The sequence below is a fragment of the Vibrio sp. HA2012 genome, assembly GCF_002812955.1.
Lineage (GTDB): Bacteria > Pseudomonadota > Gammaproteobacteria > Enterobacterales > Vibrionaceae > Vibrio.
In genome coordinates this window covers 320,848-340,816 of record NZ_PFXK01000001.1, presented here as the reverse complement: position 1 = coordinate 340,816, position 19,969 = coordinate 320,848, and the positions used below count along the sequence as shown (strand labels likewise).

The 19,969-nt window shown below is 46.6% G+C and carries 20 protein-coding genes; all 20 read right to left on the bottom strand.

The window, feature by feature from the left end:
* Window positions 1-9 precede the first annotated feature (9 nt).
* Entirely contained in the window at window positions 10-378 is a 369-nt protein-coding gene (locus CSW98_RS01595; RefSeq protein ID WP_100798693.1) for a hypothetical protein, read from the bottom strand.
* The gene (locus CSW98_RS01590) at window positions 378-1,037 is read right to left on the bottom strand and encodes a hypothetical protein (protein WP_198517254.1); all 660 of its coding nucleotides are present in this window, start codon (window positions 1,035-1,037) and stop codon (window positions 378-380) included. The genes CSW98_RS01595 and CSW98_RS01590 overlap by 1 nt, the downstream gene beginning before the upstream one ends.
* Complete coding sequence (locus CSW98_RS01585; protein ID WP_100798692.1) at window positions 1,024-1,428, bottom strand: hypothetical protein; 405 nt, start codon at window positions 1,426-1,428, stop codon at window positions 1,024-1,026. Before CSW98_RS01585 ends, CSW98_RS01590 begins: the two co-directional genes overlap by 14 nt.
* A complete protein-coding gene (locus CSW98_RS01580; protein WP_100798691.1) occupies window positions 1,428-1,751 on the bottom strand; it encodes a hypothetical protein in 324 nt (107 codons plus the stop codon). The genes CSW98_RS01585 and CSW98_RS01580 overlap by 1 nt, the downstream gene beginning before the upstream one ends.
* A 7-nt stretch (window positions 1,752-1,758) precedes the next feature.
* Complete coding sequence (locus CSW98_RS01575; RefSeq protein WP_100798690.1) at window positions 1,759-3,507, bottom strand: phage tail tip fiber protein; 1,749 nt, start codon at window positions 3,505-3,507, stop codon at window positions 1,759-1,761.
* Window positions 3,507-5,111: a hypothetical protein gene (locus CSW98_RS01570; protein ID WP_100799142.1), complete on the bottom strand. Its 1,605-nt coding sequence runs from the start codon at window positions 5,109-5,111 to the stop codon at window positions 3,507-3,509. The genes CSW98_RS01575 and CSW98_RS01570 overlap by 1 nt, the downstream gene beginning before the upstream one ends.
* A 79-nt stretch (window positions 5,112-5,190) precedes the next feature.
* Window positions 5,191-7,230 (bottom strand): hypothetical protein, encoded by a 2,040-nt coding sequence (locus CSW98_RS01565; RefSeq protein ID WP_100798689.1) that lies wholly within the window; start codon window positions 7,228-7,230, stop codon window positions 5,191-5,193.
* Window positions 7,227-7,838 carry a phage adaptor protein gene (locus CSW98_RS01560; RefSeq protein WP_100798688.1) on the bottom strand — a complete coding sequence of 204 codons (612 nt, stop codon included), beginning with the start codon at window positions 7,836-7,838 and terminating at the stop codon, window positions 7,227-7,229. Before CSW98_RS01560 ends, CSW98_RS01565 begins: the two co-directional genes overlap by 4 nt.
* Window positions 7,838-8,419, bottom strand: coding sequence for a hypothetical protein (locus CSW98_RS01555; protein WP_100798687.1), 582 nt, complete (start codon window positions 8,417-8,419; stop codon window positions 7,838-7,840). Before CSW98_RS01555 ends, CSW98_RS01560 begins: the two co-directional genes overlap by 1 nt.
* A gap of 4 nt (window positions 8,420-8,423) precedes the next feature.
* Window positions 8,424-8,870 carry a hypothetical protein gene (locus CSW98_RS01550; RefSeq protein ID WP_100798686.1) on the bottom strand — a complete coding sequence of 149 codons (447 nt, stop codon included), beginning with the start codon at window positions 8,868-8,870 and terminating at the stop codon, window positions 8,424-8,426.
* A 57-nt stretch (window positions 8,871-8,927) separates the two neighbouring features.
* A complete protein-coding gene (locus CSW98_RS01545) occupies window positions 8,928-9,305 on the bottom strand; it encodes a hypothetical protein (RefSeq protein WP_100798685.1) in 378 nt (125 codons plus the stop codon).
* Window positions 9,306-9,359: 54 nt separating this feature from the next.
* Window positions 9,360-10,574: a N4-gp56 family major capsid protein gene (locus CSW98_RS01540; RefSeq protein WP_100798684.1), complete on the bottom strand. Its 1,215-nt coding sequence runs from the start codon at window positions 10,572-10,574 to the stop codon at window positions 9,360-9,362.
* A 75-nt stretch (window positions 10,575-10,649) separates the two neighbouring features.
* Window positions 10,650-11,621, bottom strand: a complete 972-nt coding sequence (locus CSW98_RS01535; protein ID WP_100798683.1) for a hypothetical protein — start codon at window positions 11,619-11,621, stop codon at window positions 10,650-10,652.
* A 127-nt stretch (window positions 11,622-11,748) separates the two neighbouring features.
* Complete coding sequence (locus CSW98_RS01530) at window positions 11,749-12,654, bottom strand: Gp49 family protein (protein WP_232733459.1); 906 nt, start codon at window positions 12,652-12,654, stop codon at window positions 11,749-11,751.
* A 163-nt stretch (window positions 12,655-12,817) separates the two neighbouring features.
* On the bottom strand, window positions 12,818-13,474 hold the full coding sequence (locus tag CSW98_RS01525; RefSeq protein WP_100798682.1) for a hypothetical protein: 657 nt from the start codon (window positions 13,472-13,474) through the stop codon (window positions 12,818-12,820).
* 144 nt (window positions 13,475-13,618) lie between these two features.
* The gene (locus CSW98_RS01520; RefSeq protein ID WP_100798681.1) at window positions 13,619-14,116 is read right to left on the bottom strand and encodes a hypothetical protein; all 498 of its coding nucleotides are present in this window, start codon (window positions 14,114-14,116) and stop codon (window positions 13,619-13,621) included.
* A gap of 198 nt (window positions 14,117-14,314) precedes the next feature.
* Window positions 14,315-14,917: a Rha family transcriptional regulator gene (locus CSW98_RS01515; RefSeq protein WP_100798680.1), complete on the bottom strand. Its 603-nt coding sequence runs from the start codon at window positions 14,915-14,917 to the stop codon at window positions 14,315-14,317.
* Between the two features lie 283 nt (window positions 14,918-15,200).
* Window positions 15,201-16,019 carry a KilA-N domain-containing protein gene (locus CSW98_RS01510; protein ID WP_157810312.1) on the bottom strand — a complete coding sequence of 273 codons (819 nt, stop codon included), beginning with the start codon at window positions 16,017-16,019 and terminating at the stop codon, window positions 15,201-15,203.
* A gap of 129 nt (window positions 16,020-16,148) precedes the next feature.
* Window positions 16,149-18,239 carry a portal protein gene (locus CSW98_RS01505; protein ID WP_100798678.1) on the bottom strand — a complete coding sequence of 697 codons (2,091 nt, stop codon included), beginning with the start codon at window positions 18,237-18,239 and terminating at the stop codon, window positions 16,149-16,151.
* A complete protein-coding gene (locus tag CSW98_RS01500; RefSeq protein ID WP_100798677.1) occupies window positions 18,239-19,897 on the bottom strand; it encodes a terminase large subunit in 1,659 nt (552 codons plus the stop codon). Before CSW98_RS01500 ends, CSW98_RS01505 begins: the two co-directional genes overlap by 1 nt.
* Between the last annotated feature and the right edge of the window lie 72 nt (window positions 19,898-19,969).

Below are 19,969 nucleotides of genomic sequence, written 5' to 3'. Positions count from 1 at the left end.
GTGCTTCCCTTAACTGTTAGACGATGAGGCGGCATCTTTAAGTGCATATCCGGCACCGGACAACACACTCATAGAGCGATCTTTTTCATAATCACGAAGACTGTTCTTGGTTGCTGCATTGGAAAGTGCCAGCTTGGCTTTCTGACCTGAATCCACTCCGGAACTTAACCCATAGCGCGCCATTTTGTTGGACTCAGCTTCCTGCGCATCAGAAAGAGAGCCAGCTGCATTTTCATCCGCCCGGGCTAATTGTTCGTTTAACAGCTCTCCGGTTTGGGTCTTCTCCAGCAGCTCTTTTTGTCTTGGGTAAAAACGTTGATACCAGTCGTCATACATATCTCTGGTTAGTTGCGCATACGTATCAGATGCAACGCCCATTAGCGGCCTCCGTTATGTGTGTTCATGTAAGGGTTATCTTTCTTGTTATCAGCCAATGACCACGCACTATTGGGTTGAAGGTTGTTATTTCCAGCTTGTGTCACTGAATTCTGATAACTCCGCAACCCGGCTCCAGCAACGGATCCAACCAATTGCTGAGTTGCTGCTCTGCTATTAAAATCATTCTGAGCATCACCAGCCGCTTTACTGGCACTCATGCTTGCAACGTCACTTAATCCAGCCATGGCTTCAGCCTTTTCACCCTGACCAATAGAAACCACATCACTTAATCCGGCGATATACTTATCCTGCTCTGAAGACTGAGCCCGGTTAACGGCATCAGCCTGACTCATAGCCTGACTGGTTGTGATATCTGCCTGAGCACCCTGAAACTTACCACTGCTTGGATCGATGCCCGATGCAGCCATACTCTCAGCAGTCTGCTCCCGGTTGTCGGCATACGCTGAGTTATACGCCAGATCTGTATCGGACTTAACGTTTGCCATGTTTGAGTCTGAGTTATAATTTCCGACCCTCTGGATAAAATTATCTTCATACTGAGATAACTCGTTTTCGTAAATGTCCCACTGCTCTGCCGCAACTGCAGCAGCAGCTTTTTCATAGGACGTTTCTTTTTGCGAACTGCTACTTTTCCCCATAAGGAACCTCTCTCACCCATTTAGTCACACGACCGCGCTGTGATTGTTTGACGTACCCAAGTTCTTTGGCTAACACGGCAAAGCCTCTCAAAGTGGTTTCAAAATAAAGATGATCTGCGCCGATATCCCGGGCAAGTTGATCAATAACCGGCTGGTAAACGCGGCAGGCATGACCACCAAAGGAAAAAGCAAAGACGACTTCAACGACTCCCTTTCCCATTGGCTCCAGAACAAAGAAACCATCTTCCGCTATAAACAAAAAAGCTCTGCCAGAGAGCAGAGCCTTATCAACGTTATCAGCAAAATCGTGCCGGTTTTTACGTGCAGATTGCCGGATTAGTGGGAGTATTTTCTTACGATGCTGCACATAGTCAGCTTTTGCGATATTCATTAACTATTAAACCATTCAGGCCTGACTGGCCTTTCTGAAGCCAAACAATCATACTGATGCAAAGCCGAACGATATTCGACAAGATCTTGGTGCTTTTCAGTACCAGCAATCAGCTCACCATCTACTCGGGCATCCGGCATATAAATAAAATCCGTTTTATTCAGCTCGTCTTTTACCCACGCTTTTTCTAATGATCTGTGCCTGAGATAAAAATTGGTTTTCATAATAGAAAGCTGTAAATAATACTCTGGTTCATCAGTGAATATCTCAATATCTGTTTGCTGGATACCATTGCGATCAGTAAAAACAAATTTTCGTTTCATCTCAATCTCACTGTGCTAGCGGGGCTTCATTGTTAATATTGCATTTCGCACGCATAACGACACCCGGGCCATAGATATGCTCGGGGATATAGACACTAACTCTTATATAACCATGAGTCGCAGGATCTAGGCTCCCCCATATACCTTCCCGGTTGTAAATCCTGAACGATGAGCCTCTAACCTCCGTTGAAGTTAAAGCACATTGCCACACGAGCCCTTGATGGGTAAACGCCCATGACTGACCATCATCGGCATCCCGATATCCGTTATTCGTTGTTGTGGCAAGGACTGCTCCTGTAGCCCGGTCAATAGTTTGCATTGTAATATTGATCTGAGTGCCACTGCCTGTGTCCCAAAAAAATCCAGACTCTGAATAGAAATCCAAAGCCGCTGCGGGGATCTTAGCGTAACAGCTTCTCTCTTTTGTCATGGGAGATTTTCGGTCAAAAGCATTTGCTACTGGAATTGTAAATGTGACGCCATCCCACTCGCCAAGCGTGCCGGTTCCACTTAAATATGAAACCAGATAGTTACCAGATACAGGAACGTCCGGTTCATCCGTATAGTATTCTATTGTCGCTTCATTGCTATCAGAGTTGGCCAGAATATACCGGCTTGAACCGTAGATTTCAGAAGCAATAATGACCGAACTCGTCACCACCCCTCCAATAAACTTCCCACCAGAAATGGTTCCCGAGCAATCCAGATCACCTCGGAATGATCCGGTTTGAGCATCTATATGACCAGACAGAGTGACATTATCACTCATTAAATGCCCAGTTGCTGTCAGCCTTGTATGCCAATATTCTCCGTTCTCATCGGCATACTCACCACCGCCCCCTATTTTTAACTCACCACCAGTGATCAATGGTGATTCAATCGAAATCCCGGCACTGACATGATCCGCCGTAATTTCCTGCGCCTGAATAACCTGAATAGTGGCTTCTTCGATAAATGCCTTAGGGATAGTTACGACACCATCACTGACCGCTAACAGTGGTGTTAATGAATCAGAGACATTGGGATCAAAGACAAACACCTGACTGGCTGCAATTGCGACCTGACTGTTTCCTTCACTGTCCGCCAGAATACCGATGCCTGCCGTGATACTTCCAACTGAGACTTTTTTTGACCACATTTCCTGATAAGCAGTTGAGCCATTGGCATTAATATCATCAACCGAAGAAGACAGCTCTTCAATTAACGAACTCTCACGCATCTGTTCACCAATATCGTCAATGATATCCGATATATCCTGACTGGTTTTCCCTAATGTCCCAAGCGTTGCGTTATAGGCTCCCGCCCGGTTATTAGCATTCACATGCCGGATCCAGTAATAATATGATGAACCGGTATTTACAATATCACCAAAGACTGTCGCGGGTGTTGTTGCAATAAGTGCAGCATCAGCAAAAGTCTCAACCGTTCCCCGCCATACTTCAGTGTAGGCATGCCCGGGATACCTTGGCGCATCCCAACGAAGCATAATAGAACCAAACCCACCGGTGATCTGAAATCCGGTTGGTGCAGTTGGGAATGCGATAACAACATCAGAGGAAGAATTTCCAGAACCGGAAGAAATAACATAGCTCCCACTTGAAGTTTTACTGACGCCAGCCAGCCCCACAGATGCTAAATCTCTGAGAGTGATTGCCCGATCCAGCCCGTTTCCACGCTGCCCGGTTAACAGCTCTATGTTCTCCTGAGTCGCCTGCTCATTACGGCCAGCCCGGAATCCTCGTTTGACTGTCGCCATTAAGACAACTCCTGCATGCTACTTGCCACAAGAATGCGTTCAACTTCTGCTGAGCCAGACACTTTGATCTGCCATTTAAACGCACGAACCGACGGGAGACGAAATGCCTCATGAGTCAGCTCACCAACACCCAATGACATCACTAATTCACCACCGGCAAAAAAATCCACAGCAAGCAATTCGGGATTAGGCGACTGGATCCGGGCGCTGCTCATGACTGAATTCATCGGCAACAAAAACTCTTTGCTCTGCCACTCGAACATTAAAGGCGTACTGCCACCCCGCCACTGAGAGACTTCAGACCCAACGGCCACATACAACGTATCGGTTTCCAAATCATTGCAGGCACAATCCCAACTGTCAGTACTTCGAATAAAGTCCCGGGAAACCGGATCAAAGATAAATGCCCCACCATCGTATTGAGCAATATACTTACCCTCAACAGAAGTTGCCTTGATAGTAGAAGGATTAAAAGCCTGCCACTGATCACGGGTAATAAGCTGGTCAGTAACATTTGTCGCACCATCACTGCTAATCGCAATCAGACCATCCGGAGAAGCATAAAAAGCCATGCCAGATAAAACAACAAGAGACTCGGCAGACACACAGGCCTGCTCTGCATTTAACTTGGTACCGGTAATAGCACTTGGCGTCACACCTGAAAAGACATACGGATAACCTTTAGTCGCAACGGCCAATGAGTTACCAATAGCAGCAATCGCCATGATTTCATGCTCCGTTGTCCCACGATACCCAGACGGCCATGCATACGGCAAATAGGCCTCAGAAAACATGACTTCATTGCCAGCAAACCCGGCACAAATTCCGTTTGCCATCTGGCAAAGCCCCTGCATATTTTCATCCGGAACATCATAATCGTACGTTTCCAGCGTAGCTCCACTGGCATCACGCTCTGAGTCTTGATAAGTTTCCTGCGATATAGGCAGCTCTGCGACCTGAATATATTCACTGCCTGTCGTAGAAGTCACCGATCGGTACAGTCGGGTATGAGTAATATTGTGAGTATTCTCCCCTGGCTGAGCCAGAGTAATGCTCACTGTGGAACCGGGTTTTTCGATAACAACTGTATTGCTTGGATCCCCGGGCGCACCTTCTTCACCAAACCGAGTAACATAGGTCTGAACATACACCCGATCTTCATCGTCATAGCTGTCCAGTTCCCCTGCTTCTGGATCTTCCCCGGTGGAAGTATCCACATCGGTGACAATCGGAGCTGAAGCCGGAACCGGCACACCCAAGTCATACCAGGCAGTAGGACCATAACCATTACCATCCAGCGCAATATCCTGTGCGGTCACTCTGGGCTTTTCTTCTCCAGTCCAGTAAACACGATCGTATGAATCCTGAGCCATTGGATTGTGAATTGCATGCGTTTTACCAGCCCAGCACAGCCAGTGCTCGTTATATTTAAACAACGTTAACGGAGATATTGGAGTAGAAAAACTGACCAGATTATCGGTAACCGGAGCCAGTATTCCCCTTTCAAACTGACAGTCTTTAGCCAAAGTAGCAGCTTCATCGGCAAGAAGGTGTGGTTTAAGGCGGGGAGTTTCCCCTTTCATCAAACTGATATCAATTAACATCGGATCCCCGGAAACAAAAAAACCACCTTGTGGTGGCATTGGGTATTTGCGCTATGAAAATTCATCTGTAAATGTGGCTCTATGGCGTCATATCAATGTCGATGTCAGTCGTGATAGGTGTCACGGTCACTTTGGCTGTAGTACTACTGTTTATTAGGTATACGTCAAACACGCCCGCTGTCGATGAGTTATACATTTTTACAGGAAGAGCTATCGTGAAATAACCTGTGTCATCCTCTGAAGCTGGTATATCCGCAGTCCATCGGAAAGGATGGTTCAGTGTGAGGTAAGTATCACCATTAGTGGAGTTGTAAACAGCAGTGTCAAAGTACAAAGCCCCTCCATTAGCCTCAACAGTGAAAGCATCACTTACTGTCTCTATCACTACATCCTGAGCTCGCATCTGCGCACATGCCTTAATTGAAGGTTTTCCGGGATAACAGGCTGCGAAACTTAGTGCTGACGCATTCCCACTGGCATGCAGCGCTGAGATGTACACTTCAAAATAGGCGGTTCTCGCATACTTCTCTTTCTTTAGCTCTATCTCAACGACATCCGCAGTATCATATGAAAGGTTACTTCCTGAATAGCTACCAGCTGGTAGCTCCCATCCCGGTGGTAATGTGTATTGCCCTGCCGTTTTTACGGAGTATATAACACTTTCACCAGCACCACCGACAGGGCCCCATTCAGCCGCATTGACGTTAAACGCCTCATATTCGCCGGTATCCGTGTTGTAGCGTAGATAAGGTGCTGGATTTGTAACTGCATCAGGCCTCTGAGCCTCTGTACCTGCTGGCATTACAGCGGCTCCCGTTGCAGACGTTTTACCAATATAATCATTCATGGCATTAGCCGCAGTTTCCGCCAAGGTTTGAGTATTCGCCTCTGACGCCGCGGCATTGGCTTCCGAAATTGCCGCTGCACTTGCGGATGCAGAAGCATTAGCTTCAGAATTAGCTGCATTGGTTTCACTCAGCTCTGCCGCCGCTTCACTGTTAGCCGCATTGGTTTCGCTACTTGCAGAAGCTATGGCAAATGATTGAGCCTGTGCTGCCGCCTGAGTCGCAGCCAGTTCAGGATCTTCCCATTCAGAGCCGTTATAAAACATCGTATGGTTCAGGGATGAATCGAAATAAATGGCTCCTATCTTCAGTGTATTCTCGTCATTATCTGTCACTGGAGCAGAGGCAAATACACCCAAATACCGATCATCAAAATTATCATAAATGCTTTGAATGGCCGTTAAATGCTCAGCCGCTAATGTTTCGCTACTTAATGCATTCGCTTCTGAAATCGCCGCATTTGACTCAGAATTTGCTGCATTTGTAGCCGATGTGGCCGCTTTCATTTCTGATGCTACCGCATTACCCTCGGAAGCCGCCGCAGTACTGGCACTAACCTGAGCCGTGGTTTTAGCCGTATTCGCAGACAGAGCCGATGCCGCCGCATTGGCTTCAGATGTAGCAGCATTATTCTCAGACAATGCCGCATTACTTTCAGAAATGGCCGCACGGCCTGCCGATTGCTCAGCCAGACCAGAAGACGCGACAGCAGAAGTCTCAGCCTCAGTAGCGGTTGTCGCAGCAGCAGAAGCCGCCAAAGCGGACTCTGCCACACTGGCAGCGTTAACCTGCACCTGCCCGGACAGTTCAGTAACTGTGGCTGTGTTGCTGCTGACTAACGCAGCATTGTCACTGACAGCCTGAGCCTGAGTATTTACTGTATCTGCCAGTGATTGCACCACCTCTAATGCCTCATCTACCGCGTCAGCGTTAGCCTGCACCGTAGCGGCGGTGTTTTCAACCTCAATCACCAGTTCCGGACGATATGGATCACTTAGCTCAATCAGTGTTTCTAAGTCATAGTCCCCACTGTATGAATCCAGCACAGCAAACTGCCCGATCTCTTCCAGATCAGACTGATGACTGATTTGAGCATAAAGAGAATACATACCCGGTTTGATAGTAAACTGATACGCCCCGCCAGCATCACACCGGTACGTAATGCTGGCGTTAATAAAGGACGAGCCAGAATTTTCAGTAGAAACAATTTCAATCAGAGCATAAGGAATAATGTTCCCGCCGATATCCGTCATAATACCGGTAAGAGTGATCATGCTTTCGCCCCCGTATTATCCGACTGGGTTTTCCCGGTCAGTGCCAACTGAAATGCCTGAAGATGAGTGTTGGCCTTAGCCTGTTCGGATTCGTTCTGTCCGTCCCGCGAATACGCCCGGTACATCATGTAATCAAACAGAAGAGGTTCATAAATATCCGGCAGAGGAATAATCGCCTCATCATCCGCTACTTTTTTCAGACGGGAATATTCAACTTCAACCACACCGGCATTCTCTGGCTGAGGAAACAGGAAGAAGGTTAATTCATCGGTATCGTGTTTTACCCAGTTTGACGGTGTACCGGAGGTCACCCGCCATGACGGATATTTCCAGTTAAGTTCGCTCAGACTCACCGGTATAATCGCGATACCATCAAAATGATTCACTGATAACAGCTTGTAAGCATCTGCAGGCAATCGTATCCGGCATTGCCCGGCAGCAACCTCAACCGATTCCACTACAATAGACAGATCCGGACGCATCATCACGATGGTAGATATGGCATCGTTCAGACTGTTAACATGATTTTCTTTCGACCAGCGGACATAGTTTTTATCAATCAGCGCAATTGCGACTCGGTCAGTCAGGCTAAAAACGGTAGAGGCCATCAGAAAAAGCTCCTGTTTCGGTTGATAATACGGATCGCGACATCTGCACTGCTTTCTATTCGCCAGCGCTTCGCCTTTCGTATCCCTTCAATCAGTTCCCGTTCATAAATCGCTGCCCGGTTCGGGTCGGTCGGTAACAGCAGGTAATACGCCGCACCGTGACAGATTGCATCAACCCAGTCTTTGTATAAGACATCCGGCAGGTACTCAGCAGCAGGTGTTGGCTCCACAGCCCCGGAAATCTCCACCTTTATACTGTCATGAAGAAACTGCAGTTCATCCAGACTGAGCGCGGTGTAATCCGTCCCACTTATCATGACCTCACCATCCGCACTAACAGAAAACACCTCTGCCGCTTTCAGGCTACCAGGTGTTCTGCGATTGATGCCGGATTTAGCAACAAAACTCACCACTTCCCCATCAAACACATTATCAATGCTGCGTTTATGCAGAACAGCCAGACTGTCACGACTGAATTTAATGGCCGACCGGACAATAGCCTGATCCATTTCTTTTTGGATTGGACTGTGGACCAGTTGCCGCACACCGGGCAGAAAATCAGAAACGGGAACCATGTTCATTGACTTACTCCTGATTGTCCGCTTCCAGCACACGCAGTGCATCACGGACACGCAGTTTGTAATCGTCTGCTGCTTCCTGAGCATTCTTAGGTTCCAGTTCAATGTCCGCCCCTACCAACAGGGCTTCTATTTTCGGGCAACCCATTTTTTTCAGATCGTACTTCTCACCGGCGACCATCACGGTAAAATCAGCGTCAAACACTTCCTGCTCAACTTTGGCTTTTGCTTCGGCTTCAGCTTGTTCCTTTGCCTTTTCAGCTTCATCTTGTAATGCCTGAGCCGTTTTCAGTTTATCGGCTTTCACAAACACCTGGTCATAACGCAGAAGATTTGCAGCAACAGCTTCATCAACATCAATCGGCGTCATCCGGGGAAACACCTGGCGGGAGCCGGTGATCGTATCTTTCTTGCTTGGCTTGGGACCAATGTATGCAATGGCTACTTTGCTCATCGTATTTTTCTCCAAAAGAAAAGGGACGCAAGCGCCCCTGTAACTGAGTCGTCTGGCTTAGTAGCCGACCGCCATATACTGTGGATTCACCTTCAGCGTGCCGGTAGCCGCTGCACCGGAAATGGTCACCGTCAGGTTCTGCTTCGCTTTGGTGTAAATATCACAAGGAATATCCACCACAGCTTCTGCTGCCAAATCCAGATCCGCTTTAATTGTGGTATCACCCAGCTTCACAGTACCTTTTACCCCGGCACCCAGACCGGTTGTAGATACACGGACACCCTGAATATCGATACCAATCGGTACTTCCAGCATTTCCACAACATCACCAATCGCTGCAGCGGCAAGCGCCACTTTGGACTTAGCGACCGATAGATTGCCATGCGTACCAACATAGATGCGGTCTTGCATGGTTGGGGCTTTAATTGTTGCCATAACTTCTTTCTCCAAATCAGATACAACAAAGGCGGGTTAACCCCGCCCTGTTATTTATTTCGCGCTTACCGCTGTATCCAGCGCCATCACACCATGGTCATTGATACGGCCAGCTTTATCCTTAAAGCGGATTTTCTTCTCACCGTTCATCCAACCGATAGTGATTTCAGTGCGGTTACCGGCATCGGTCTTCTCTTCATGGATAGAGAACTGGCTACCATTCTGAGTTTTACCCCATGCCGTTGCCAGCGCCTGACCACCCAGCAGAATCGCCCGATCAATAGTCGTCCCCGCCGTTACCTGTGCCACCGTTGCGGCATCCGTATTGGTACAGATATCGACTTTCGAACCCGTGTTAAAACGAACCGGCGCACCCTTATACTTACGTACCAGAATATTACCCTTCATCGCACACTCACCACTGAACACCGGGTGCTTAAAGTTACGGCCACGGTTAATGGCCGCCGCAACCAATTGCTGCCAGTCTTTATAGGTAGAGGTTTGTGACCAGTCGTACCACTGACGAGGGGTTACATTCAGCACATAAAACGGCTCATCCCCAGCCAGATCATCCCCGGAAAAACGCACCGGCTGAAGCGGATGTGCCATTTCTTCCAGATACAGACTCAGGTTATCGACCGTTTCCAGACTAAACACATCGGCCTGATCCAGACCTTCAAAGCTGGTTGCATCACCACCAAAGAAATGGCGATCGTAGGTTGGCGGCGTGATATCGTTAACCATGATAGAGGAATACTCTTCATGCCCTGCCAAAGGGATAATCATATTATCCTGAAAGAAATCACCACGAGCCCCGGCCAGATGGAACGTAGCGCGCTGATCTTGCAGATTGTTAAAGTATGGACCCAGCAAAGTACGGGCTGTCTTACGCAGATCATGCACGGTACGCTGCTGGCTCATCTTACCGCCGGCATCCACCTGATGACGACCTTGGTCAATCTTCAGTTCAAAGTCGGTGAAGTCCAGAGATTCACCACGGCCTGCAATCTTCTGATCGCCCATAGTCGGACGTTTAGACAGATTGTGGACGATCTGCATATCGACCGTATCACCGGCTGTTTTGCTTAGATCTGAAATACGGACAATAGGGGCATGCGGTGACGTCTGGCGTTCCCCTTTTTTATCGCCAGTGGCGACTTTCGGCGCTTCTTCAGTGAACATATTCACAAAAGAGCGATTGGTCTGCGAAGCTGTAAACAGCGCGGCTTGTTGGATCTTCCGCGCCTGAGCTGATGTGATTGTTGTCATTACAAATTCTCCAAACAAAAAGCCCCACCGGTTAGGGCAGGGCTCTTTAAACGATATGGCGTCTACACGCCGTAATTAGGTATCAAGTTCAGAAAGTAAGGCTTCTATCTGCGCCGGGCTCATACCTGAGAATGCAGACTGGATATCAGCTTCGGTGCCGGTTTCCAGTATCTCCCGGGTAGAACGCTGATGCGTGGTTGTCTGCCCTACTTCTGATGGCGAATTTGGTAAGGCATCGCTGAGCTTATCCTCTTCCTGTTTCGCCTTTTGCTTTGCGTCTGCTTCCTGCTGCTTGGTAGCCTGAGCATTCTGCTCTTTCACTACTTTCACAACTTCAGCAAAACGTTCAGCCAATGGCTTATTCTGCCACTGCGGATCGGTTTGCAATTGGTCATCGACTTCCAGAGCTTTACTCCAAAGTTCGCCGCTTTCTTTTTGCCAGGCACTTAACTCACTATTCCCCGCGATAGCATCCGCTACCGGGTTTGACGGTTCTTGTGACTGGCTGGATTGTTCAACCTTACCCGGTTGTTCAAACGAATTAACTTTGGCGACCAAGCCGCGAATAATTTTGCCGATATCCGGATAGTCATCGGCCAGAGCATCTAACTGCTCATCAGTAACTTTGAAGTTTTCCGGTAGGTCTTCCGGATCAACACCCAGTTTCTCAAGCTGTTTATTACGGACTTCAAGCAAACGTTCTTTCGCCTGCCAGTCGTTTTCGCGTGATTTGAGTTGTTCCAGCTCCTGCTGAAGTTGCTTATTCGCTTCACGCTGCTGCTCAAGTACGTCATACGGGATAATGTTCTTGCCATCTTTGGCCTGAACCCCGCCGGGTTGTTCATCCTCACCCGACTCTTCTGGTTCATCTTCTGAAGACGCCGACTCTTCAGGGTTATCGACTTTAGATGCATCAGTGGTGGTCGTTTGGGCTTCAGGCTCTGCCGGTTCATCCGTCTCTAACTCGTCAGTTTCGAGCTGATCCAGCATTGCCTCAATTTCTTCTGGTGTTTCATTACCGGTTAATTCGAAGTCTTCTAGACTCATTGCTTTCTCTCCTGTGTAGACGTATCGCTGTCTGTGCGCTCGGTAGCTCTCGCAAAAGCCACCTGACTCACAGGCATAAAAAAACCGGAAGCGTTAGCCTCCGGTTATTTATTGCTTTAATTTGTTATTAAATGATATTGCGCTCAACAAACACTTCTTGATTACAGTGGTAAATATCACTTTCCGTCAGGAATACCACGTAGTCGCCAGCCTTAACAGGCTCATGATAAGCGAAGATGTATTCAATACCGCCGATGTTAATTTTCATTCTGTCTGACAATTCTGACGAACCAACTAATGGTTCAAAAAAGTCATCAGCCCGAATCTGATAAGCTTCTCTTATTGTCGGCTTACTTTCATAAAGCCTGAATCCCGGGCGATTACTTTCTTTTGACTGGATTTCTTCTTCATCAAAGCAATTAGACGGATTACTGGTAGCTCCCGTTACCTTCAGTAGATATCCTTCCAACTCCCAAAGCTTATTGGTCGCGTTCTGAATGCAGCGTTCTTTAGCATACTTCTGACCATCAGCTTCATTGAAGTTATTCGGATCCACGCAGGCAGATTCACCATAGCCAACTTTGAAACCATTTGGCAGATATGCCCAGCAGCCAGTCACTGTCGTGTCTTCAACACGAGCGAATTTGAATTCCAACGAAGCGACCAATGCATCAATATGAGATTTCTCGACTTTGGTTTGCGGCTCCATCTCACCAAACATGATATAGCCGCTTTCAAAGACATCTTTCGGACTAACAGAAACATAGTCGTCAGAATACAGCACTAGATAATCACCCACCGTTGGCGTGTATCGGGTAATCATATCCAGTGTCAGTGAGTACGGAGCATGAATGCTTTCATCCATTGGATCTGCGATAGTGATATCCATACCATCGTCTACGCGACCGATAGCGATAATACGTGCAGCCTTAACCTCTTTTGTACAAAGGTAATCACGCATAAAGTTGCCGATATGAACCATTCCTTCTGACTCTGATCCCAGAGCCACCGATAACACACTTTTCATTGTCATTTGAAATTCCTGAATTGCGCCCAATAAAAAACCCCACCTAAAAAGGCAGGGTTTCGCACGATGGGTTGATATTGCCGCAGTTTTCGGCAGAAAGCAATTCTGTGTTAAGAGGAATGAATCAGATTAAAATGCCAAGCGTTGCGAATCTATCTTAACCGCTTTGTTATAAACATTTTTCACCGCAATCTAAACAGTTTGCCAACAACTGCTTATTAATTATCCTTGTTGAAAAAAACGGTGTAGTTTGGATCAACATGCCAAAACCGCCCAAAAGCATCAAGCCAGAAACAAAAAGACTTTGAAAGTTTGGCACAGACAACAGCATTGCCATACTATAAGTAAACCAGAAAAAGCCGCCAAAGAACCCCAACAAGCCAAAGAAAGAATTATAGATGGCATATGCATAATCTGATTTTGCAATTTTTATCTGAAAGCTGGCTTCATTTACTTTAGAAAGATCGGGGACTAAACGGCTACAGCGAAGGATATGTGTGAAGGATACTTGATCTCCAACTTTCTCTTTTAAGGATAGAAGCCCATTAAGAAGCACTGTGCTAACTTTTACATTGTGTGTAAGACGAAATACTTCAACTTCAATTTCAGATTTGATATGGCTTTTTAAACGAGAATCTAGCTCTTCTAAGTTTTTTAGCTTTGTCAATGTGTCGAGCCTGCGTCTTTTATGCGATAAATACTGTTCCGTAATTTTCGGTAAATTAACAAGAACCGAAAAGGCAAGAACAAGTAAAACGCCAATATAGTTTCCCGACTCTAGGAAACCTACTAGCTTCTCCACAAAGGAAACCAAATCTAAATTCACAGTCGAACTCCTGTATCTTTATAGCCCACTTAAGTGGTGAGCAACGCTACCACCAAACCTTAACCATACCACCGTAAACACAAAACCTGACGATCAAATGAAAAATGCTAAGCGTTGGGAATCACTCTTAAATGCTTTGTTAAATTACTTTTTCTCGGTTTCCTTGTTGACTTCTAAGACTATAGCTTCGTCACTTCTAGATTTGCTACTCAATAATTCAACAATGTTTGACATTTCTTTATAGTGTTGTTTGGGCAAAGTAATAGGATTCGACACTTGATACCAAGAGAAGGCAATTCCACTTAAAAAAGAGATAATAGAAATTACAATTGCCTTTGTCGCCATTTTGTTTGCGGACAATGAGCTTTCTCTAGCCTCTGTGAGTTCTTGATATTCAAGTAAACGAAACCGGTCAACTGCAGAGCACCAAACATCCACCGCTCTAGTTTCTTTTACACAGCGATTGATGATGTCATGATTCTTGTTGTGAGCTAACAAGTTACCGTGTCCTATTTGATCGGCTAACATACTTTTTTGAGAACCTGACACTTCAAGCTCTTCAAACATCTGTATTAAATCAAATGCACCATTTTTCTCTACTGCATATTGAATCACACGAATAAATATATCGTCTTGCTTCATAAATTCCCTAGTAATTTAACGCTTCTTATACCGATTCATTCCACCTAACACACCATCAATCATGCCATCATCACATTGCATACTCAAACGAAATCATATGATTACCACACATCGATCACTGCACATTACCGTTTACATTATCTGCTACATAAAAAACCCCGCCGAAAAGGCAGGGTTCAGATTCAAACAAGGCAGGTATCAGTTTAATCGGGCAAATGCCTGAGCCAGTTCAGCCAGTCTGCGACTTGAACATTGTGCCAGTTGAGCCATTTCCTCTATTGAGAATAAGCCCGGTTCATTTAACAGAGCGCAGAGGCGATTTTTGGTCACGATAAAAGCATCGTCCGGGATCTGGCTAGAATGAACGACATTGCCGTTCTCAATGGTTAACGCGACACGGGTTGAGTAACTGAGGGGCTGAGATGGTGCTGGTAATTCGGCGGCTTTTTTGTTGAGTTTATCTGCCATCAGGTTGAAAGCGTTGATGTAAGCTACTTTGATCGTGGCAGCTTTTTTACCAGTAAAATTCATCACCAAATACATAAAGCCATCTTTGGTCATTTGGTAGAAGGGTTGTAGCTTTCCATTCTGTAACTCATTGTTTTTATGGCAAAGCTGAAAATTAAGCCGTGTAAATTCACTAGGGCAGTCTAGATTTTGGATCTTCTGCAAAACATTTTTATGCAGCTTGCTAAAGTATTTTGCAACAAGAAACGTATCAGTAACCAGTTGATCGGTTTGTGAAACAAAAACAAGATCTTGCGGGTTAAGCTGTGCAATAGGTAGAGCGGTGTTAGTCATGGTGTAGCTCCTTGTAATTAACTGGAGTTCACCATCGAAAGGCTAAAATCGGGTGGTGAACTGAACAGGATTAGCCTTACCGCCTACAAGGAAACGGCGCACCGGAGTGCTCCTATCCAGCCCACCATAATTCAGATGTGCGGATTTTACGCATAAAAAAACCAACACGAAGCTGGCGACATGCGCCTTGTAAGTCAATTCGAGAGGCTAATCCCGGCACTGGATTTTGCCAGTGCCTTTGTAGGATAGAGTGCGTGTTATGGGTTGTCAATGGGTTACTGGCTTAAGCGGCTTCTTCAATCAAACCCACTGCGATAAGGAGATCATGGAATGACGATCGATACCAGTGTGCCTGCGTTTCTTTCTGGTTTTTGTGATTGGTCAGATTCTTACCATACCGTAAACCATACTTGGTTATCGACCAGAACTTCTTTGGCTTACCGGATGATGATTTACGAGTGAGCTGTTCAAGAATCCCATGAGCAACCAGCAGCTTGTTAAAGGCCATCGCGCTGATCCCAACGTTATACTCCCTAAGCCCCTGAGTAGCAGAAAAGGTTGGCTCACTGCTATCAATGGTTGAACCTTCTGATTTATCAACCGCGTAGTCAGGAAGGATGGCGGAAGGTAGCCCATGCTGTTCTGCAAAGTTTTGGAACATACCCAGTTTCCCGGACTCAGAAAGATTAAGCACTTCTGAAGCCACCTTTATCAGCTTAAGCTCAATATCTATCTTTTGATCCAGAGTTGATGGTGATGCTTGATGTTTTCCTGATTTCAGATCCAAGAAGACTTGGTTAACCTCAAGCTGAAACTTTGCGCTAATCCACGCAGCATAAGACACAACCAAAAGCTCATGGGCAAAGGTACCTTGATTTATACCGCCATTGTTTACTTTTATAGCAGACCGAGAATTCCCGGTCTGGGTCTCTAGCTCAAGAATTAATTCTTGAGCCTGCTTGGTGCGCAACCATTCGTTAGGCGCTTTATGTTTACCAGCATTACTAGCCTTATGAAGCGCATTCAGGTTAAAGCGCCCTTCTGAGTCAGTGGTGATTTGAATTCCGGCGATAACAGGAAGATCTGTATTGATATTGGTCATGTGTGTTACCTCATTATTATTACAAATGTCAGTACCTAGTTGCGCAGTGGTTAGTTGCATAGGCACAGTTGAGTAGGATAGCACATAAAAATCGTTTGCCGAGGGGCTGAGTTACTCAAGCTGTGAATATCACAACGCTATCGCATCAATCTGCTGCTGTAGGTTCTGCTCAAACTGTCCTTTCATCACGGTAATTTCCTGAGTTAGTTGCTCCATCTGCTTCAGGATCATCGCTGTTTCTGCCTGCTTCTTAGCATCATCGTACCGCTGACTATCCGCTGAAACCTGTTCCCGGTTCGCGCCGGCTTTCACCTTCTCGGCTTCAGCTTCCAGTTTGGCGACCTTGGCCGACATTTCACGCATGGCCAGCGCCATTTGCTCCTGTTCCTGCTGTTTCTTAGCCATAAACGCCTGCTGCTCTTCCGGCGTCATATCATCCTGATCTTTTGGAATATCCAACGCTCCGCGTACTCGCTCCATGAACTCAGATTTGTTAGGGATATCGGACAGCTCTGCTACCAAGTCGATAACTGCAGCCTGTACTTGTGGTGGTAGTTGGGCTGTCAACTGCATCATGCGGTCAGCTAACTGAGATTTATACGCTGTTGTCTGCTGGATCGGTGCCAATGTGATATGAGCACGCAGGCGGGTAATGTCGTTCGTTAACCCCTCTTCGGTTTCCTGATTCACCACCACCGTTTTGCGCTTATGCTTATCTTCCCGGTTAATCACTATCTCTCTGTTACGGTGGATCTTCATATCTTCCAATATGTACCCCAACAGTAATTCCCCGACAAGCTGACAACCGAACCGGTAATTATCGTTAATCTCGGCCAGAGTCGTTGCCCCTTGCTCTACCAGATTGGCAATCGCCACTCCGGAATCCGCACCACCTTCCTGCCCCAGAAATGCAGAGTAAATCCCCATGGTATCTTGGATCAGCTTCATAGACTCCTGCATTACCGTGAATTGCTGAGCAGCTACATTAAAATCCTGCTGCACCTGAAAGGCTTCAGATATGGTCTTCTTGTTTTTCCTGTCCGGATTCAGCTCAATATATCCGTCAGCTCGTTCTACTTCTTCCAGTAACTGAGCCCGGCTCATATTGGTTGCATCCTGATCGGCAATAATCCGTTTAGCCTGCAACAACCAGGTGAGTTTGATCCGACGTAAGTTCACCTCATTCTGAGCGGGAATCGCCCGGGCAACTAAACCATAGGGCTCACCATTGGAATCTTTTCGGTAGCCAAAGAATGGAATAATAGGAAACATTCCCTTAGGAGCCTGACATTCTCTGTCCCCCAGATGATGAGGACCAGCAAACCAGCTTTCATAGATTTTACTGACAGAGGCATTTTCCAGCTGGGCTTTACCCAGCGCTAATGCCACCTGATGCGGCACATAATCCGGTTTGTACTGGATCACCCGGCCATTTCCAAAGCGCAGCACCATCATGCGCTCAAACTTACGGATATAGATGATCTGCAGCTTAATCCGTTTTCGGTTCTGGCTCAGGTATTCGGTCTGCTCCCGAGTCCAACTGCTGTATTCTTCCCATGCACTCACCAGAGACGGATCGACACCATCAATCAACTCGGTATCAACAAAGCCTTTAAAATCATTTGCTGCTAGTTCCAGAACCTTAGCTTTGCTCGGCACCAGTGACGTCAGTTCATCAATATCAATCCAGCGCTGGCGCATAACCCAGCGACAATCTGACCAATCTGCTTCATTAGAAAACCAGTCCCAGTAAACTTCATCTCTCGGCACATTCTTAACCTTGTATCGGGCACCAAACGGATCTGGATTTCGGTAAGCTTCAACAAAACCGACACCACATTTAATCTGATTTGAATACGCATCAGAGCGAGCCTTATCCAAGCGAGCTAACCGGGCAGCGTCAGAGAATTCAGCATTCACAGCTTCAGCTAACATTTCCATTTGTTCGTCTGGATCATCCGCCATCACCATCAGATCGGTTCTGGTTTTAGCTTCCATCCCCAACACGCCGTCAATGGCCGGAGCTACCAGATTGTGCATGGTTTCCGGCTGAGCACGGTCACGCAACACGGTGATCACCTCTTCCGGAAGCTGGTCACCATCATAATAGGCATGTGCTATTTTAGCCTTGCTACGCCAATTTGGCTGGCCGTCGATATCAGACAGCATATCCAGCAGTTTAGTCTGGTCGATGATTTTCTTTTTCAGTTCAATGGTCATTAGTGCGCCATCCAATGTTTTTTATCGCGTGGAGTATCTTGTTTTTTGGGTCTTGCTGGCATTCTTGCCCGCATTTCCTGAGCAATCATGTAACTCATTAACTGGTCATCGAAACAACCTTCCTGAGCATTCATGCTGCCCTTCTTGTCATAAACGTAGGTGTGAACTTCAGAAGCGGTGCCAATCCAGCGGATCCCGGAAATACCGTTTTTGAGTAGCGTTTTAAACCCTTCGGTAAGAATAGGCTTGCTGTGTTTGGTCGTGAGCCAGCCAAGCTTAACAGTCTCGTCTTCATCTTCCCGGTCGATATACTGCTCCGCATAAATGCGACTGCCGGAATAGATATCTTTTAGCTTGAGGATAAAGGCATGACCGTGGTTATTTCGTTCTGGACCAATAAACGCTTTGTTGTACCAGATGCCGATATGAGCAGCTAAATGTGCCAAGAGTTCAACATCAATATGGCCGAACCAGTGAGCGATTTGCTCACCATTGGATTTCTTCACTACATCAATACTGGAACGGTCGCCGTGCTCTAAACCCTCTGCGATATCAACACCGATAGCATAATCCTCATCCGGATCCGGCAGTTCCCAAACCAGCAGCATGTTATGCAAGGTTTTCTGCCCTTGCTCATCCAGCTTATCCGGTTTTGCCATCTTGGTTTTATTGCCCGTCACCGGTTCAATATCGTACACAATCAACGGAGCCTCACATTCAGCCTCAGCGTTCATTGCATCAATAGCATTAAATACCCGGCGTCCAGAAACAAGAAACGCCTCTAAAGGCGTCGATGGGAATTCCTGTTTCATCTCTTCGCCCTGGTCGGCTTCTTTAAGCACATACCACTGCTTTTGCTCATCATCCAGCTTACAGTTCATGGCTCTTTCAATTGCGGCGAAATATTCCTGATGAGTCTTACTCAGTACGAGTCCTCTATCCGGTACCGGAGCCCGGTATTTGGGATCCTGCCACCATGCAAAAAAGTGAAACTTCCATTCCAGCTTAGACAATTCACTGGTACTTCGTGTCAACTCCATAGCTCGCATCGACATAGCATGAAAATCACCGCCCACACCTTCCGCCGTGGATTCAATAAAAGCGATACAACCCTCATGAATAGCATTGAGTGTACCGGTTCTGACTTCCTTCGCTTTCTCCGGGTACTTGGCGCATATCTTCCCATGCTCTGAGATATGCAGTCTTTGAACCGTACCGGAACGGAAAGACGTAGCAACCTGAATACTGGATCCGTGCTCAAAGAAAATCGCGCCACCGGTAGAACCTGAGCGACGCGACTTAATACTGAATTTTGTTTTTAGCCAGGAAGGCAAATTATCAAAAGGAATTTCTATCTTAGTCCTGAATATCTCACCGGCGGCATTCTTATCCTGAGCAATAATCCCGCATTTTATATTCCGGTTAAACAACGCTTCATCAAGCAGATAGATATCAATTGCAGTAGAGAATCCCAACTGTCTGGCTTTCAAAATGATGTTCAGGAACCACATCATCTGGAACAACAGCTTTTGCGCTGGCCTTAAACGAAAACGGACAAGCTGCCCCTGTTCGTTTTCTATCATGTAGAGATTATCGAGACGCCACCACTTATCGCTGAGTTTCGATTGGATGTAATCAGTTTCTTCTTGAGTTTCCATAAGCCAGACAAGAAAAAACCGCCCGAAGGCGGTTAAAAGGGGGAAAACAAGGTACTATCATTGAAAAGAGCT

Bases quoted from the DNA above. Each gene is read 5' to 3' on its own strand.
- CSW98_RS01505 (WP_100798678.1), bottom strand. From the start codon at position 18,239: ATGACCATTGAACTGAAAAAGAAAATCATCGACCAGACTAAACTGCTG.
- CSW98_RS01500 (WP_100798677.1), bottom strand. From the start codon at position 19,897: ATGGAAACTCAAGAAGAAACTGATTACATCCAATCGAAACTCAGCGAT.
- CSW98_RS01555 (WP_100798687.1), bottom strand. From the start codon at position 8,419: ATGAACATGGTTCCCGTTTCTGATTTTCTGCCCGGTGTGCGGCAACTG.
- CSW98_RS01580 (WP_100798691.1), bottom strand. From the start codon at position 1,751: ATGAAACGAAAATTTGTTTTTACTGATCGCAATGGTATCCAGCAAACA.
- CSW98_RS01550 (WP_100798686.1), bottom strand. From the start codon at position 8,870: ATGAGCAAAGTAGCCATTGCATACATTGGTCCCAAGCCAAGCAAGAAA.
- CSW98_RS01530 (WP_232733459.1), bottom strand. From the start codon at position 12,654: ATGACAATGAAAAGTGTGTTATCGGTGGCTCTGGGATCAGAGTCAGAA.
- CSW98_RS01510 (WP_157810312.1), bottom strand. From the start codon at position 16,019: ATGACCAATATCAATACAGATCTTCCTGTTATCGCCGGAATTCAAATC.
- CSW98_RS01575 (WP_100798690.1), bottom strand. From the start codon at position 3,507: ATGGCGACAGTCAAACGAGGATTCCGGGCTGGCCGTAATGAGCAGGCG.
- CSW98_RS01565 (WP_100798689.1), bottom strand. From the start codon at position 7,230: ATGATCACTCTTACCGGTATTATGACGGATATCGGCGGGAACATTATT.
- CSW98_RS01585 (WP_100798692.1), bottom strand. From the start codon at position 1,428: ATGAATATCGCAAAAGCTGACTATGTGCAGCATCGTAAGAAAATACTC.
- CSW98_RS01520 (WP_100798681.1), bottom strand. From the start codon at position 14,116: ATGAAGCAAGACGATATATTTATTCGTGTGATTCAATATGCAGTAGAG.
- CSW98_RS01515 (WP_100798680.1), bottom strand. From the start codon at position 14,917: ATGACTAACACCGCTCTACCTATTGCACAGCTTAACCCGCAAGATCTT.
- CSW98_RS01590 (WP_198517254.1), bottom strand. From the start codon at position 1,037: ATGGGGAAAAGTAGCAGTTCGCAAAAAGAAACGTCCTATGAAAAAGCT.
- CSW98_RS01545 (WP_100798685.1), bottom strand. From the start codon at position 9,305: ATGGCAACAATTAAAGCCCCAACCATGCAAGACCGCATCTATGTTGGT.
- CSW98_RS01570 (WP_100799142.1), bottom strand. From the start codon at position 5,111: ATGTTAATTGATATCAGTTTGATGAAAGGGGAAACTCCCCGCCTTAAA.
- CSW98_RS01595 (WP_100798693.1), bottom strand. From the start codon at position 378: ATGGGCGTTGCATCTGATACGTATGCGCAACTAACCAGAGATATGTAT.
- CSW98_RS01535 (WP_100798683.1), bottom strand. From the start codon at position 11,621: ATGAGTCTAGAAGACTTCGAATTAACCGGTAATGAAACACCAGAAGAA.
- CSW98_RS01560 (WP_100798688.1), bottom strand. From the start codon at position 7,838: ATGGCCTCTACCGTTTTTAGCCTGACTGACCGAGTCGCAATTGCGCTG.
- CSW98_RS01540 (WP_100798684.1), bottom strand. From the start codon at position 10,574: ATGACAACAATCACATCAGCTCAGGCGCGGAAGATCCAACAAGCCGCG.